The sequence below is a fragment of the Acidovorax sp. NB1 genome, from assembly GCF_005405905.1.
Lineage (GTDB): Bacteria > Pseudomonadota > Gammaproteobacteria > Burkholderiales > Burkholderiaceae_C > Acidovorax.
In genome coordinates this window covers 68,092-81,190 of the sequence record NZ_BJHU01000010.1, presented here as the reverse complement: position 1 = coordinate 81,190, position 13,099 = coordinate 68,092, and the positions used below count along the sequence as shown (strand labels likewise).

Annotated in this window: 12 protein-coding genes; 7 read left to right on the top strand and 5 right to left on the bottom strand. The window is 66.4% G+C overall.

Annotated elements, in window-relative coordinates; all coding sequences use genetic code 11:
* On the bottom strand, positions 1–93 hold a 93-nt coding region (locus AvAM_RS26120; protein WP_137746011.1), incomplete at its 3' end, for an adenylyl-sulfate kinase.
* 391 nt (positions 94–484) lie between these two features.
* Here AvAM_RS26120 and AvAM_RS04750 point away from each other — a divergent pair.
* From AvAM_RS04750 to AvAM_RS26010, 4 genes are all read left to right on the top strand, one after another.
* Positions 485–2,830 (top strand): NADP-dependent malic enzyme, encoded by a 2,346-nt coding sequence (locus AvAM_RS04750; protein WP_137746010.1) that lies wholly within the window; start codon positions 485–487, stop codon positions 2,828–2,830.
* Positions 2,831–3,073: 243 nt separating this feature from the next.
* Positions 3,074–3,484 carry a ribonuclease domain-containing protein gene (locus AvAM_RS04745; protein ID WP_137746009.1) on the top strand — a complete coding sequence of 137 codons (411 nt, stop codon included), beginning with the start codon at positions 3,074–3,076 and terminating at the stop codon, positions 3,482–3,484.
* Positions 3,485–3,624: 140 nt separating this feature from the next.
* Positions 3,625–4,050 carry a barstar family protein gene (locus AvAM_RS04740; RefSeq protein WP_063461487.1) on the top strand — a complete coding sequence of 142 codons (426 nt, stop codon included), beginning with the start codon at positions 3,625–3,627 and terminating at the stop codon, positions 4,048–4,050.
* Between the two features lie 59 nt (positions 4,051–4,109).
* Positions 4,110–4,238, top strand: coding sequence for a hypothetical protein (locus AvAM_RS26010; protein ID WP_283202033.1), 129 nt, complete (start codon positions 4,110–4,112; stop codon positions 4,236–4,238).
* Between the two features lie 281 nt (positions 4,239–4,519).
* Here AvAM_RS26010 and rsmA read toward each other — a convergent pair whose 3' ends face one another.
* The 3 genes from rsmA to AvAM_RS04725 form a co-directional block, all read right to left on the bottom strand.
* Complete coding sequence (gene rsmA, locus AvAM_RS04735) at positions 4,520–5,299, bottom strand: 16S rRNA (adenine(1518)-N(6)/adenine(1519)-N(6))-dimethyltransferase RsmA (RefSeq protein WP_137746008.1); 780 nt, start codon at positions 5,297–5,299, stop codon at positions 4,520–4,522.
* Positions 5,300–5,364: 65 nt separating this feature from the next.
* On the bottom strand, positions 5,365–6,783 hold the full coding sequence (locus tag AvAM_RS04730; RefSeq protein WP_137746007.1) for a peptidylprolyl isomerase: 1,419 nt from the start codon (positions 6,781–6,783) through the stop codon (positions 5,365–5,367).
* A 4-nt stretch (positions 6,784–6,787) separates the two neighbouring features.
* On the bottom strand, positions 6,788–9,202 hold the full coding sequence (locus AvAM_RS04725; RefSeq protein ID WP_375708138.1) for an LPS-assembly protein LptD: 2,415 nt from the start codon (positions 9,200–9,202) through the stop codon (positions 6,788–6,790).
* A gap of 120 nt (positions 9,203–9,322) precedes the next feature.
* Here AvAM_RS04725 and AvAM_RS04720 point away from each other — a divergent pair, with 120 nt between their 5' ends.
* The 3 genes from AvAM_RS04720 to AvAM_RS04710 all read left to right on the top strand — a co-directional run bounded on the left by AvAM_RS04720 (position 9,323) and on the right by AvAM_RS04710 (position 12,545).
* A complete protein-coding gene (locus AvAM_RS04720) occupies positions 9,323–10,465 on the top strand; it encodes an aminoglycoside phosphotransferase family protein (RefSeq protein ID WP_137746006.1) in 1,143 nt (380 codons plus the stop codon).
* Positions 10,466–10,557: 92 nt separating this feature from the next.
* On the top strand, positions 10,558–11,295 hold the full coding sequence (locus AvAM_RS04715; RefSeq protein ID WP_137746005.1) for a 16S rRNA (uracil(1498)-N(3))-methyltransferase: 738 nt from the start codon (positions 10,558–10,560) through the stop codon (positions 11,293–11,295).
* 86 nt (positions 11,296–11,381) lie between these two features.
* Positions 11,382–12,545, top strand: coding sequence for a diguanylate cyclase (locus tag AvAM_RS04710; RefSeq protein WP_249367941.1), 1,164 nt, complete (start codon positions 11,382–11,384; stop codon positions 12,543–12,545).
* On the opposite strand, the gene AvAM_RS04705 is transcribed toward AvAM_RS04710, so the two are convergent.
* Positions 12,529–13,089, bottom strand: coding sequence for a DUF3617 domain-containing protein (locus AvAM_RS04705; protein WP_137746004.1), 561 nt, complete (start codon positions 13,087–13,089; stop codon positions 12,529–12,531). The genes AvAM_RS04710 and AvAM_RS04705 overlap by 17 nt on opposite strands.
* Positions 13,090–13,099: the final 10 nt, after the last annotated feature.

The window sequence follows — 13,099 nt, the reverse complement described above, 5'->3', positions numbered from 1 at the left end:
CAAGCTCTGCGCCAGAGCCTGGGCGAGGGTGGTCTTTCCTGAGCCCGGCAGACCCGTGAGCCACCAGGTGGTGGCCTTTTCTGGTTTCTTCATAAAAAGGGGCACTCAGCATTCCTGCGGGTTCAGCAGGTATCGCGTTGGGGCACTCACAGCCCTGGCCTCAATGGATTAACAATTTGTAGACCATGGGTTTTAACCAATGCCCCCTCTGTTGTCACTCTTTATTTCCCCGGGAAATCGTGATCCGTAAATACAACACGCCGGCATTGATCAATGCCTTCATCGTGGGAGATCCGGAACAGGTGCCCAGGTGCCCAGGTGCCGCAAGAAAAGTCACAACACCTGCACCCACATAAGCAGATTCGCTTACTAGGGTTTTTACGGCCCGCCCCCTACAATCGCAGACCCTTACAAAGCTGACAGCCTGCTGCAGACCCGCTGGAGTACGGTTTTGGCCCCTCACCCCCTGAGTTGGAGACACTGAATGCCCGAGAACACCACGGCCCAGAACAACAACAACGATTCCGACAAGCGTGCCCAGTTGCGCCGTGCCGCTCTCGAATACCACGAGTTTCCCAAGCCGGGCAAGCTGGCGATTGCTGCCACCAAGCAGATGATCAACCAGCACGATCTCGCGCTGGCCTACTCGCCCGGTGTGGCAGCCCCTTGTGAAGAGATCGTCAAGGACCCGGCCAACGCCTTCCGCTACACCTCGCGCGGCAACCTGGTGGCCGTGATCTCCAACGGCACCGCGGTGCTGGGCTTGGGCGACATTGGCGCGCTGGCCTCCAAGCCGGTGATGGAAGGCAAGGCCGTTCTGTTCAAGAAGTTCGCCGGTGTGGACGTGTTCGACATCGAGATCGATGAAAAGGACCCCGCCAAGCTGGTGGAAGTGATCGCCGCGCTGGAGCCGACCTTCGGCGCCATCAACCTCGAAGACATCAAGGCCCCGGATTGCTTCTATGTGGAGCGCGAGCTGCGCAAGCGCATGAAGATACCGGTCTTCCACGACGACCAGCACGGCACGGCCATCACGGTGGCGGCCGCCATCGTCAACGCGCTCAAGGTCGCCAACAAGAAGATCGAGGACGTGAAGCTCGTGACCAGCGGCGCGGGCGCAGCGGCCCTGGCATGCCTGAACCTGCTGCTCAAGGTGGGCGTTCAGCGCAAAAACGTGTTCGTCACCGACCTGGCCGGTGTGGTCTATGAGGGCCGCGAAGAGTTGATGGACGACGACAAGCGCCAGTTCATGCAGAAAACCGACGCGCGCAAGCTGGCCGAGGTGATGGTCGGCGCGGACGTGTTCCTGGGCCTGTCGGCAGGCAACGTGCTCAAGCCCGAAATGGTGGCTACCATGGCCGAGCGCCCAGTGATCTTCGCGCTGGCCAACCCCAACCCCGAGATCACGCCCGAGCTGGCACACAGCGTGCGCAGCGACATCATCATGGCCACGGGCCGCTCGGACTACCCCAATCAGGTGAACAACGTCCTGTGCTTCCCGTACATCTTCCGGGGTGCACTGGACTGCGGTGCCACCACCATCACCGATGAGATGGAAATTGCCGCTGTGCACGCGATTGCCGAGCTGGCCCAGGCCGAGCAGAGCGAAGTGGTGGCAGCCGCCTACGTGGGCGAGAAGCTCACCTTTGGCCCCGAATACCTGATCCCCAAGCCGTTCGACCCACGCCTGATGATGAAGATCGCCCCAGCCGTGGCCCAGGCGGCCATGGACAGTGGTGTGGCGCAGCGCCCCATCACCGACATGGATGCGTACCGCGACCGGCTGCAGACCTTTGTGTATGCCTCGGGCACGACGATGAAGCCCATCTTCGACGCGGCCCGCAATGCGGCCAAGAAGCGTGTGGCCTACGCCGAGGGTGAGGAAGAACGCGTGCTGCGCGCCGCGCAGATCGTGGTGGATGAGCGTGTGGCCCGCCCCACGCTGATTGGCCGTCCGGCCATCATTGCCCAGCGCATCGAAAAGTTTGGCCTGCGCCTGAAGGAAGGCGTGGACTATGACGTGGTCAACACCGACTTCGACCACCGCTACAACGACTTCTGGCAAACCTACCACCGCATGACGGAGCGCAAGGGCATCACCCAGCAGGTGGCCAAGATCGAGATGCGCCGCCGCCTCACGCTGATCGGCGCGATGATGCTGCACAAGGGCGAGGTGGACGGCCTGATCTGCGGCACCTGGGGCACCACGGCCAACCACCTGCTCTACATTGACCAGGTGATTGGCAAACACGCGGGCGGCGCCGACAGCACGGCCCAGGACGTGCCGGTGTACGCCTGCATGAACGGCCTGATGCTGCCCGGCCGCCAGGTGTTCCTGGTAGACACCCACGTGAACTACGACCCCACGCCCCAGGAGCTGGCCGAGATCACCGCCCTGGCGGCCGAGGAAATGATGCGCTTTGGCATCAAGCCCAAGGCGGCACTGCTGTCGCACTCCAACTTTGGCACCAGCAACCACCCCAGCGCCGTGAAGATGCGCCAGACCCTGGAGCTGCTGCGCCAGCAGGCCCCCTGGCTGGAAGTGGACGGCGAAATGCACGGCGATGTGGCACTGGACGGCAAGGCGCGCGCGGCCCTCATGCCCAGCAGTGAACTCACGGGCGATGCCAATCTGCTCGTGTTCCCCAACATTGATGCCGCCAACATTGCCTACAACCTGCTCAAGACCGCAGCCGGTGGCGGCATTGCGATTGGCCCCGTGCTGTTGGGTGCAGCCAAGCCGGTCCACATCCTGACACCCAGCGCCACGGTGCGCCGGATTGTCAATATGACAGCCTTGACGGTGGCCGACGCCAACGTTTCAAGATAAGCCATAAATCGGTAGCAAGTGCTAACTTAATGCACTTGTACAACCCTTCAGCGTCTGCCCAATCTTTGTGCAGACGCTTGCTTTTTGGGGGCCGTTGAGCGACACTAGCGGCTCGAAATTTCGGGTTAACCCGTAGGTTTCTGGACGCTGGACTTATGCAAACAAGGGGGCATGAAGCGCGTTGTTGGAGGACAGGCGATCTGCCTGTCCCCGAATTGCATAAGTCGTGTGAAAGGTTCGTTGATGTTGAAGGCTGTAGCCACCCGGGCGCGCAAAGCAGGGTTTTTGTGTGTTCTGGGTGTTGCGTTCGTGTTGTCTCCGGTCGTGGGGCAGGCACGGAACTCCCCGTCCACCGACGGCGCCATCCCCCCCATCGCATTGGCCGAGTTGCCGCCCCAAGGGCGCGCCACTTATGCGCTGATCCTTGAAGGAGGGCCCTTTCCGTATGACAAGGACGGAACAGTTTTCGGCAACCGCGAGCGGCTGTTGCCCGCCCACAAGCGGGGCTACTACCGCGAGTACACCGTCAGAACACCAGGATCGCGCAACCGGGGAGCCCGGCGCATCGTGTGTGGTGGCAAGCAACCCCGGACGCCGGACGCCTGCTACTACACCAGCGATCACTACGCCAGTTTTCGCGAAATCGTCGAGTGACCCCCGTTGCGCTGCACGCAGGCCAGAGATACGCTGGCAGCGGTCAGCGCGCCCCCTTGAATCCCCCACCCGTAGGCTGCATCCCGCAGCCCTGCGGAGAGCCAGAAGTTTGTGGACTTTATAAAGAAAGAGTAGCGGAGATGCAGACGCCACTTCGTAAAGACCTGGAAACGCCACTGCGTGGCGTGCGCACCAACATCGTGCAATCCATTCGCGCCTTCCGCGTGCAGGATTTGCAGGATGCGGCCACCTCCATGGGTCACCATTTCTTGTACGCCAATCTGGCCCACGCGCAGTCCAAGCAGGATGTGCTGGACCTGATCGCAGCACAGTTCACCTTTCCGTCGCACTTCGGCAAGAACTTCGATGCGCTGTACGACTGCATGACGGACCCCTTGCACAAATCGGGCCCGCAGCCCGGGTTCATCGTGGTGCTGGAACAGATCCCCGCCACGGCCAAGTTCGACAAGGAAGCGCGCGAGCAGCTGCTCGACATCTTCCGCGATGCGGCCGACTACTGGGGCGATCGCAAGATCCCGTTCCGGTGTTTCTATTCTTTTCTGTAGCCCGTTCTGCATCCACCAGCCAAGCAGAACGGGCGAACGAGGCTACGGATGCCCAAGAGGTGAAGGGCATCGAGATCCCCGCAGAATCCGCCGAAAAGATGCCAACCGACAAGCTCGTGGACGTGTCGCCCATGGCGTTGCGCATGAGCAGCCCGTTCAATGCGGGTTACTGGCTCAGCGCCGCCTGAATTCGGCACATCCCCCTGAGGCGCTTTGCGCCTTTCCCCTTCTCTCGAATTGCTACGCAATTCGGGAAGGAGGAGGACACCAGCGCGGCGGGGTGGCCCTTGCGCGGTGTCACTGGCCTGGGCCGTGCCAGTTGCCACTGGCAGTGGAGAAATGAGGCGCCGAAGCTGCAAGCGCGACGCCATCCCATCGCAGGCGGGGGGCAACATCGCCCGATACGTCCCCATACCCATGGCCAATATGGTGTCTTGCGCGCGTCCAGCAAGCACCAACAGCTATCAATTTAAGAGCAAACTTGCGCCAGCGCCACGTATTCGGCCACGGGCACTTCTTCGGCGCGACGTTGGGTGTCGAAGTTGCCGGAGAACTGGCGGGCTTCGAGCCAGCGGCCCAGGGTGTGGCGCAGCAGCTTGCGGCGCTGGCTGAAGGCGACCTGCACCAGTTCTTCGAGCACGGGCACCGACAGCGGCGCGGGCTCGGCGTGGGGCACCATGCGCACCACGGCGCTGTCCACGCGCGGGGGCGGGTCGAAACTCTCGGGCGGCACGAAGAGCACGTTCTCCATCGCATAGCGCCACTGCAGCATCACCGACAGGCGGCCGTAGTCGCCCGTGGCGGGGCTGGCCACCATGCGGTCGATCACCTCTTTTTGCAGCATGAAGTGCTGGTCTTCGATGACCTGCACATGCGCGAGCAGGTGGAACAGGATGGGTGTCGAGATGTTGTAGGGCAGGTTGCCCACCACGCGCAATCGAAGGCCGGGCTGCGCGGCCTTCTCGCGCATCGCCTGCGCCAGCGCCGTGAAGTCCACCTTGAGCACGTCGGACTCGATCACATCGAGCTGGCCATGCAGCCGCAGGCGCAGTGCTAGGTCGCGGTCCAGCTCGATGACGGTGAGGCGCCCCAGGCGCTCCACCAGGGGCTGGGTGAGGGCGGCCAGGCCGGGGCCGATCTCGACCATGGGCTGGCCCGGCTGCGGAGCAATGGCCGACACGATGCCATCAATGATGCCGTGGTCGGACAGGAAATGCTGCCCGAAGCGCTTGCGGGGGATGTGTTTCAACGCGGCCTTGCCTGTCTTGTCACGGAAGTGGGGGATGGGTGAGCTGCTGCCAATGCTGCTGATGCTTACTGAGGCGGATCGCGGTATTCAACGTAGGCTCGGCCGCGCAGCTCCTGCGCCCAGGTGGCATAGGCTTCGTCGAGTTTCTTCTCGCGCACGGTGCCACGCGCCATATCGCGCTGTTCGCGCTGGGTCAGCTTGGCCTCGCGGCGCTCCAGCAGCTGGACCAGGTGCACACCAAAACGCGACACCAGCGGCTCGCTGACTTCACCGGGCTTGAGGGTGTCCAGTGCCTGCTCAAACTCGGGCACATACCGGCCCGGGTTGGCCCAGCCCAGATCGCCGCCGTCCTTGGCGCTGCCGTCTTGCGAATGTTCACGCGCCAGGGCCGCAAAGTCGGCCTGGCCTGCAAGCACGCGGCGGCGGTAGTCGGCCAGGCGGGCGACCGCCGCGGTCTCGGACAACTGGGGGCCAGTGCGCAGCAGAATGTGGCGGGCGTGGTTCTGCACCACCGTGGCAGGCATGCCCGCCGTGACCCGCTCCACCACCTTGAGCACGTGGAAGCCCGCCGGGGACCGCACGGGGCCCACGATGGAGCCCACGGGCAGGCCGAGTGTGGAGTTCACGAACAGCTCCGGGTACCGGTCGGCCGGGCGCAGGCCCAGCAGCCCACCCGCACGCTGGCCCTCGGCCGCATCCGAAAACTCGCGCGCCACGGCGGCAAAGTCTTCGCCGGCTCGCACCTTGTCGGCCGCGCGCTGGGCCCGTGCCTGGCGCTCGGCCACCTGCACGGGGCTGGCGTTCTCGGGCACCAGCACCAGCACATGGCCCAGGTTGATTTCCATGGCGGAAGGGTCAGCGCCCTTCTGTTCCTCACGCAGGAACTGGTCCACGTCCAGGTCGGACACCTTGACCCGTGCTTCCACCTCGCGTTCACGCAGGCGCTGCTGCAGCAGCTGGTTGCGCAGTTCTTCGCGGAAGCGTTCACGGCTCATGCCGTCGCGGGCCAGGCGCGCGTACAGCTGCTCCACGGTCATGTCGTTCTGGCGGGCCACACCCTGTTCGGCCTGCGCCACCGCCACATCGTCCACCTTGATGCCGGATTCGCGCGCCTGCTGGAGCTGCACCTTCTCCAGGATGATGCGTTCCAGCACCTCGCGCGCGAGCAGGTCGCGCGGGGGCATGGCGCCGCCCTGCTTGGCCAGCTGGGCTTCGGCCCGGGCCAGACGCGAACGCACTTCGTAGTTGGTCACGGGCTCGGAATTGACCACCGCCACGATGAAATCGGCCGAGCGGGGCGCCGCGCCCACACCAGGCTCTGGCAGCGTGATCGACGGTGTGGCCGGGGGGCGCGCCGAGGGCGCGGACAGGCCACTCTTGCCGGACGGCGACGCCCCCGACGGGCGCAGCCCCTGCGCCGCAGCGCCTTGCAGGCTCATGGAGGCCAGGGTGGCGAGGGCCAGTGCAAAAACTCGGTGATTCATGGCGTTAGTCGTAGTTGCTGAAACGGCTGGGCGTTGAGACCTGCTCGCGCAGGTTCTGGTAGCGCGGCACGTTGTTCTTGAAGGTTTCCAGCGGGCTGGAGCCCAGGCTGAGACGGGAGAATCCCACAAACTCGATCTGGAACAGCAGGCGCGTGTTGGACGTGGTCACGCTGCTTTGCAAGCGCTCCAGCACCACGCGGCCAATCCAGCAGCAGCTGTCGTATTCAAAGCCCACCACGGTGTCCACCAGCTTGCGGTCCTGCAAGCTGTAGTTGAGGCGGCCCACGCTGTACCAGCGCCCGCCGCCCTGGCCCCGGCCCGCGCCCAGGTCCTTGCCCTTGTCGCCCCACAGGTCGTTGAGCGGCCACTGCCAGCCGATGTCGATCTGCTCGCTGGTGCCGCGCTGCAGGCGGTAGGCCGCACTCACGGTGCGGTAGTTGCCAGGGCTGTAGCGCGCGCCGATGGTCGAGCGGATGGAGCGGCCGGTCTTGGGGTTGTACTGCACGGTGGAGTCAAAACCCCACTGCGGTGTCCAGGTGATGCCAGCGCCCAGCAGCAGGTCGGACAGGCGCTCGCTGACCGGTGCCACGCCCGGCAGGGTGACCTTCTGGTCCGAAAAACGCAGGCGCTGGGCGATGCCGAACCGTGCGGCCTCGGCACCCGTGTTCGGGTCCAGCAGCCGCGTGGTCACGCCCAAGGTGAGCAGGTTGTTGTCCGCCAGCCGGTCGTTGCCGCCAAAGGCGTTTTCGGTGTAGATGGTGGCAAAGTTGAAGTCGTTGGCCGCCGTGTCGTACACCGGCAGGCGGCTTTGGTCACGGTAGGGCGTGTAGGTGTAGAACGCGCGCGGCTCCAGCGTTTGCAGGAAGGTACGGCCAAAGTAGGCCGCATCACGCTCGAATACCAGGCCGCTGTCCAGACTGAAGGTGGGCAGGGTGCGGCTGGCCGAGCGGTCGCCGTTGGACAAGGGGCTGTCGAACTGGTACGTGGTGGCATGCAGCTGCAGGCGCGGGGTGATGAACCCACCAGGCGCAAGAAACGGCCGGCTGATCTGCGCCATGGCATAGCTGCGGTCGGCATTGGGCTGGCCCGTGAGGGCGCGCGCGGCCTGGAAGCGTGTGGTGTCCAGCTCCACGCTGGCATCCAGCCCGCCGCCCAGTTGCGACGGGGCATAACGCCACTGCAGCTGGGGCATGCGGTCATAGGGCGGAACGATGGGCGCGTTCACGTCCTGCAGCGTCTGCCACTTCAGGGTGCGGATCCGGGCGCTCATGTCGTTGCGCGCCCAGGACAACGTAGCGTCGCCGGGCAGCAGGCGCTGGCGCAGCGGCTCGGAGGCCCGGCCAAAGTCGCGCCAGTAGTTGTCGTCGCTCACGCGGTTGATGTTGAGGTTCAGCCCCAGGCCACCGATGCCGGTGTCAAACGCGCCTTGGTGCTGGCCTGAAAAGCTCCAGCGCATGCGGTCCCGCAAGCGGTCAGAGGGCATCACATCCCCGCTGATCTGGCCTGAGTACGTGGGTTCCAGGTAGCGAAACTCGCCGCCCAGGTTGGCGCCCCGCTTGGTCATGAGTGCGGCACGCAGCGTGGCGTCACGGTTGGGGGCGATGTTCCAGTAATAGGGCTGGATGTAGGCCACGCCGTCCCGGCTGTCGAGGCCGATGGTGGGCGGCAGCAGGCCCGATTTGCGCTTGTCCGACAGCGGGAAGGTGATGTAGGGGATGGGCAGCACCGGGACGCCCTTGAACTCCAGCACGGCATCCTCGGCCGTGCCCACTTCTTCCTCGTTGTCCAGGCGCAGCGTGCCCGCGCGCAGCACCCAGTCGGGCTCCCAGCTCTCTTCGTTGCCGCGCTCGCAGGTGGTGTAGGTGGCGTTGTGCACCACGGCCCGGTAGCGGTCGATGAAGTCCACGCGCGTGGCGTCGCCGTGGGCCTGCGTGGCCAGGAACTTGTAGCGCGCGTCGCTGAAGAAGCCCTCGAACGCGTCCACGCGCAGCTCCAGCGCCGTGCCCTCGTACACATTGCCCGCACGGTTGATGCGCACCTTGCCGTTGGCCTTGGCCAGGTCTTCGGGCACGTTGTAGTCCAGCCGGTCGGCATGGATCACGGTGTCGCCCCGGCGCAACTCGGCGTTGCCCTCGATCACCGCATTCAGGTCGGTCTGGCCGCTGATGTGGTCGCCCTTCACAAACACGGGCAGCTGGGGGCGCACGGCGTCAGGGATCTTCTCTTGCAGCAGGGGCGAGGTGCGCAGCGCAGGCGGGGCATCCCAGGCGCTGGGCGCCGGGCCCTGGGCCAGGGCCGCCAGCGGCCAGCTGCAGCAGGCCAGCGCCACACCATAGGCCAGTGCGCGCGGCACCGGGGCGCACTGGCGCACCGCCTGTGACGTGGCGGGCCGGGACCGGAGGGAAGGGGGGGTCTGCACGGTGGGGGGCTGGCAGCGTGGCACGTGGTGGGGTGGTTCGGGCAGTGGCAGAAGAAAGAAGGCCCGCCCCAGGCTCTGCGGGGATGCGTGCCCAAAGCGGGTTTTAAAATCGGATTATCCATGAGCCACCCCTTCCCCCCATCACCCGCCGGTGCGCCCCTGGGCGCGGCCGCTGCCGCCACCGCCCTGCCCCCCGTGACCTGGCCCGACGCCGCCCGCAAAGCGGCCTTCGATGCCTGGCTGGCCCCGCTGGTGGGCGGGCAGCAGCTGCTGCCCGCCACGCTGCGCCCCGCCTCGGCCGACGCGAGCTTCCGCCGCTACCTGCGCATCGACACGGCCACGGGCGCCAGCCGCATCGTGATGGACGCCCCGCCCGACAAGGAAAACTGCAAACCCTTTGTGCAGGTGCAGGGCCTGATGGCCGCCGCCGGGCTGAATGTGCCGCAGATCCTGGCGTTTGACGAACCCACCGGCTTCATGCTGCTGTCCGACCTGGGCCACCAGACCGTGATCGAGCGGCTGAACCCCGAAAAGCCCCAGGACGCCTACGCCTGGTACCAGCAGGCCACCGATGTGCTGCTGGACTGGCAAAAAGCCTCTACCCCCGGCGTGCTGCCCGCCTACGATGAGGCCCTGTTGCGCCGCGAGCTGGCGCTGTTCCCCGACTGGTACCTCGCCAAGCACCGCGCCGTCACGCTGGACGACCAACAGCAGGCCACGCTGCAAGGCGCCTTTGACGCCATCGTGGCGCACAACCTGGCCGCACCCCAGGTCTATGTGCACCGCGACTTCATGACCCGCAACCTGATGGCGCCCGTTGCAGCAGGCGCGCCCCTGGGCGTGCTGGACTTCCAGGACGCGGTCTACGGCCCCATCACCTACGACATCGCCAGCCTGCTGCGCGATGCCTTCATCAGCTGGGAAGAAGAATTCATCATCGACATCACCGTGCGCTACTGGGAGAAGGCGCGCAAGGCCGGGCTGCTGGGCGCCACCAGCGCCAGTGGCTGGGGTGATGACTTTGGCGAGTTCTACCGCGCGGTGGAATGGATGGGCCTGCAGCGCCACCTCAAGGTCGCAGGCATCTTTGCGCGCCTGACGCTGCGCGACGGCAAGCCCAAGTACCTGGCCGACGCGCCCCGGTTCATGGCCTACATCCGCGCCACGGCCAACCGCTACCGCCAGCTGGGCCCGCTGCTCAAGATGCTCGACCAGATTGAAGGCACCGAGCCCGTGGTGGGCTTTGCCTACGGCCGCATGTAGGCAGGCACTACCGCCCAGCCACCAGAAATTCAAGAAAAAACAGCCCTCTGCGCGCGACCAGCTTGCCCAGATAGCTATTAATAGCATAGCAAATGCCCCGTTTCCACTGCCCCGCTCCGCTGGCCACGGGTGCCGAAATTGCACTGCCCCCCGGCGCCGCGCGCCATGTGCAGGTGCTGCGCCTGCAGCCCGGCGATGCGCTGACGCTCTTCAACGGTGAGGGCGGCGAATTCGACGCCACCGTGCAGAAGATGGGCCGCAGCGACGTGTGGGTGCAGGTGGGCACCCACCACGCCACCGAGCGTGAGGCGCCACGCGCCGTGCACCTGCTCGCGGGCATCACCGCCAACGAGCGCATGGACTGGCTCGTGGAAAAAGCCACCGAACTGGGCGTGGCCAGCATCACCCCGCTGGTGGCCGAGCGCAGCGTGCTCAAGCTCAAGGGCGAGCGCGCCGACAAGAAGATCGCCCACTGGCAGGCCGTGGCCGTAGCGGCGTGCGAACAATGTGGCCGCAACCGCGTGCCCGTGGTGCACGATGCCATCGACCTCGCGGGCTGGGCCCGCGCGCAGGCAGGGGCCGCTGCGCCCGACGGGGCCGGGGCAGCGCAGCGCCTGCTGCTGTCGCTGCGCGCGGGCACCCTGCCGCTGCAGCAGGCGGCGGCCCCGGCCGGGCCGGTGCTGTTCCTCTCGGGCCCCGAAGGCGGGCTCAGCAGCGCCGAGGAAGACCTGGCCCTGCAACACGGCTTTGCCCCCGTCACGCTGGGCGCCCGCGTGCTGCGCGCCGAAACCGCGCCACTGGCGGCCCTGGCGGCGCTCACACTGTTATAGGGATGTACGCGCAGCCCCCTGCGGCCTAAAATGCGCGATCGGCCGCGCCCCGCGCCTGGCCCCACCCTCTGGCAGGAGCCCCCATCTTGCGCCCACCTTCCCGCTGGCAGCGCCTCAGGGACGTGATCCTCTCCACCGATCCCCGGCGGCGCACGCTGGTGGGGATGGCGCTGCTGGCCCTGCTGCTGATGGCCGCCAGCGCAGGTGTGATGCTGCTGGTGGCGCATGCCAGCGCTGCCCTCAACCCCACTGCCGTGCACTGGTGGGCCGCCCTCTCGGTGGGCGGGCTGGCCGTGATGACGGCCTTCATCCGGTCTGGCGCCACGCTTGCTCTGCGCGACCCCTCGCTCACCCTGCCGCAGATGGCCTGGACCATCACCAGCGGCGCCGTGGCCTATGTGCTGGCGGGCGAGGCGCGCGGGCTGGTGCCCAGCGTGCTGGCCATGATCCTGTTCTTTGGCACCTTCGGCCTCACGGTGGCCGAGGTGATCGGCATCGGCATCTATGCGCTGGTGGCCTTTGGCTGCGCGATCGGTGTGAGTTCGCGCCTGAGCGCCAACGCCTCGGGCTACCTCGACACGGCCTATGCCCTCATGGTCGTGATCGTGCTTGGGGGCTGTGTGGCGCTGAACCTGCGCATCCACCGCATCCGCGCGCGGCTGCAACAGCAGCGCGAGGCCCTGGCGCAGGCGCTGGACATCAACCGCGAGCTGGCCACACGCGACGAGTTGACGGGGCTCATCAACCGCCGCGCCATGCTCGACCTGATGGAGCTGGAACACCGCCGCAGCCTGCGCAACGGCCGCCCGATGCTGCTCGTGCAGCTCGACATCGACCACTTCAAGCCCATCAACGACCAGCACGGCCATGCCACCGGTGACCGCGCACTGCAGGCCTTTGCGGGCACCGTGCGCGCCCATGTGCGCGACACCGATGTGCTGGCCCGCTGGGGCGGCGAGGAGTTTGTGCTGATGCTGTGCGACACCCAGCTGGACGACGCACGCGAGCTGCTCGAACGCGTGCGGCTGGCGGTGGAGGCGCTGGAGATCCCCCACGCCACCGGCTCGCTGCGCCTGACTGTGTCGGCAGGCCTGGCCCTGCATCTGCCGGGCGACACCGTGGTGCACACGCTGGAGCGCGCCGACCAGGCGCTCTACACCGCCAAGGCCCTGGGCCGCAACCGGTGGGTGGTGGCGCCCAGCGGGCCGCAGCGGCCCGCTGGCGCAGGCCCGCTCAGCGCGCGGGTTTGAGCGCGCCGCAGTCGGCGGCCAGCCATTTGCCGGTCTGCGCCATGTCGAGCTGGTCGGGCTTGCCGTTGGTGGTGGTCGTGACCTTGAACTGGCCCGTGTAGGCCGTGGGGCCGTTGAAAGTCATGGTGCCCTCGCCCGTGGTGGGCGGCTGGCCCTGCGCGCCCTTGCAGCTGAAGCGCATGGCCACGGCGTTCGGCCCGGTGCGGGTCACGGTCTGTGTGCAGCCCTCCTGCGGGGGGATGCGGTCCAGGTCGGCCTGCTCGGGGCTGATGCACACCTTCACCGTACTGGTGTTGCCCCCCGGGCCCATGGCCACGCCCTGCTGCGCCAGCATCTGCTCCATCTGCTTGCGCTGCGCAGGTGTCATGCTGGCCATGGACTTCTGCATCTGCGCCATGGCGGCCTCCATCTGGCCGCTCTGGCTTTTCATCACCACGCTGTGCTCCCAGAGGCCGGGGCGCATCTTCTGCACCTGGGCTTGCGCGGGGGCCAGCGCGCCGGTCAACAACAGGGCCGTGGTCAGGGCAAGGACAGGCTGGCGCATGGTGGGTTCT

What these genes read in the sequence shown, in the direction of transcription:
- AvAM_RS04720 (WP_137746006.1), top strand. Translation starts at nt 9,323, where the DNA reads ATGAGCCACCCCTTCCCCCCATCACCCGCCGGTGCGCCCCTGGGCGCG.
- AvAM_RS04740 (WP_063461487.1), top strand. Translation starts at nt 3,625, where the DNA reads ATGCAGACGCCACTTCGTAAAGACCTGGAAACGCCACTGCGTGGCGTG.
- AvAM_RS04705 (WP_137746004.1), bottom strand. Translation starts at nt 13,089, where the DNA reads ATGCGCCAGCCTGTCCTTGCCCTGACCACGGCCCTGTTGTTGACCGGC.
- AvAM_RS04745 (WP_137746009.1), top strand. Translation starts at nt 3,074, where the DNA reads ATGTTGAAGGCTGTAGCCACCCGGGCGCGCAAAGCAGGGTTTTTGTGT.
- AvAM_RS04715 (WP_137746005.1), top strand. Translation starts at nt 10,558, where the DNA reads ATGCCCCGTTTCCACTGCCCCGCTCCGCTGGCCACGGGTGCCGAAATT.
- AvAM_RS04750 (WP_137746010.1), top strand. Translation starts at nt 485, where the DNA reads ATGCCCGAGAACACCACGGCCCAGAACAACAACAACGATTCCGACAAG.
- AvAM_RS04730 (WP_137746007.1), bottom strand. Translation starts at nt 6,783, where the DNA reads ATGAATCACCGAGTTTTTGCACTGGCCCTCGCCACCCTGGCCTCCATG.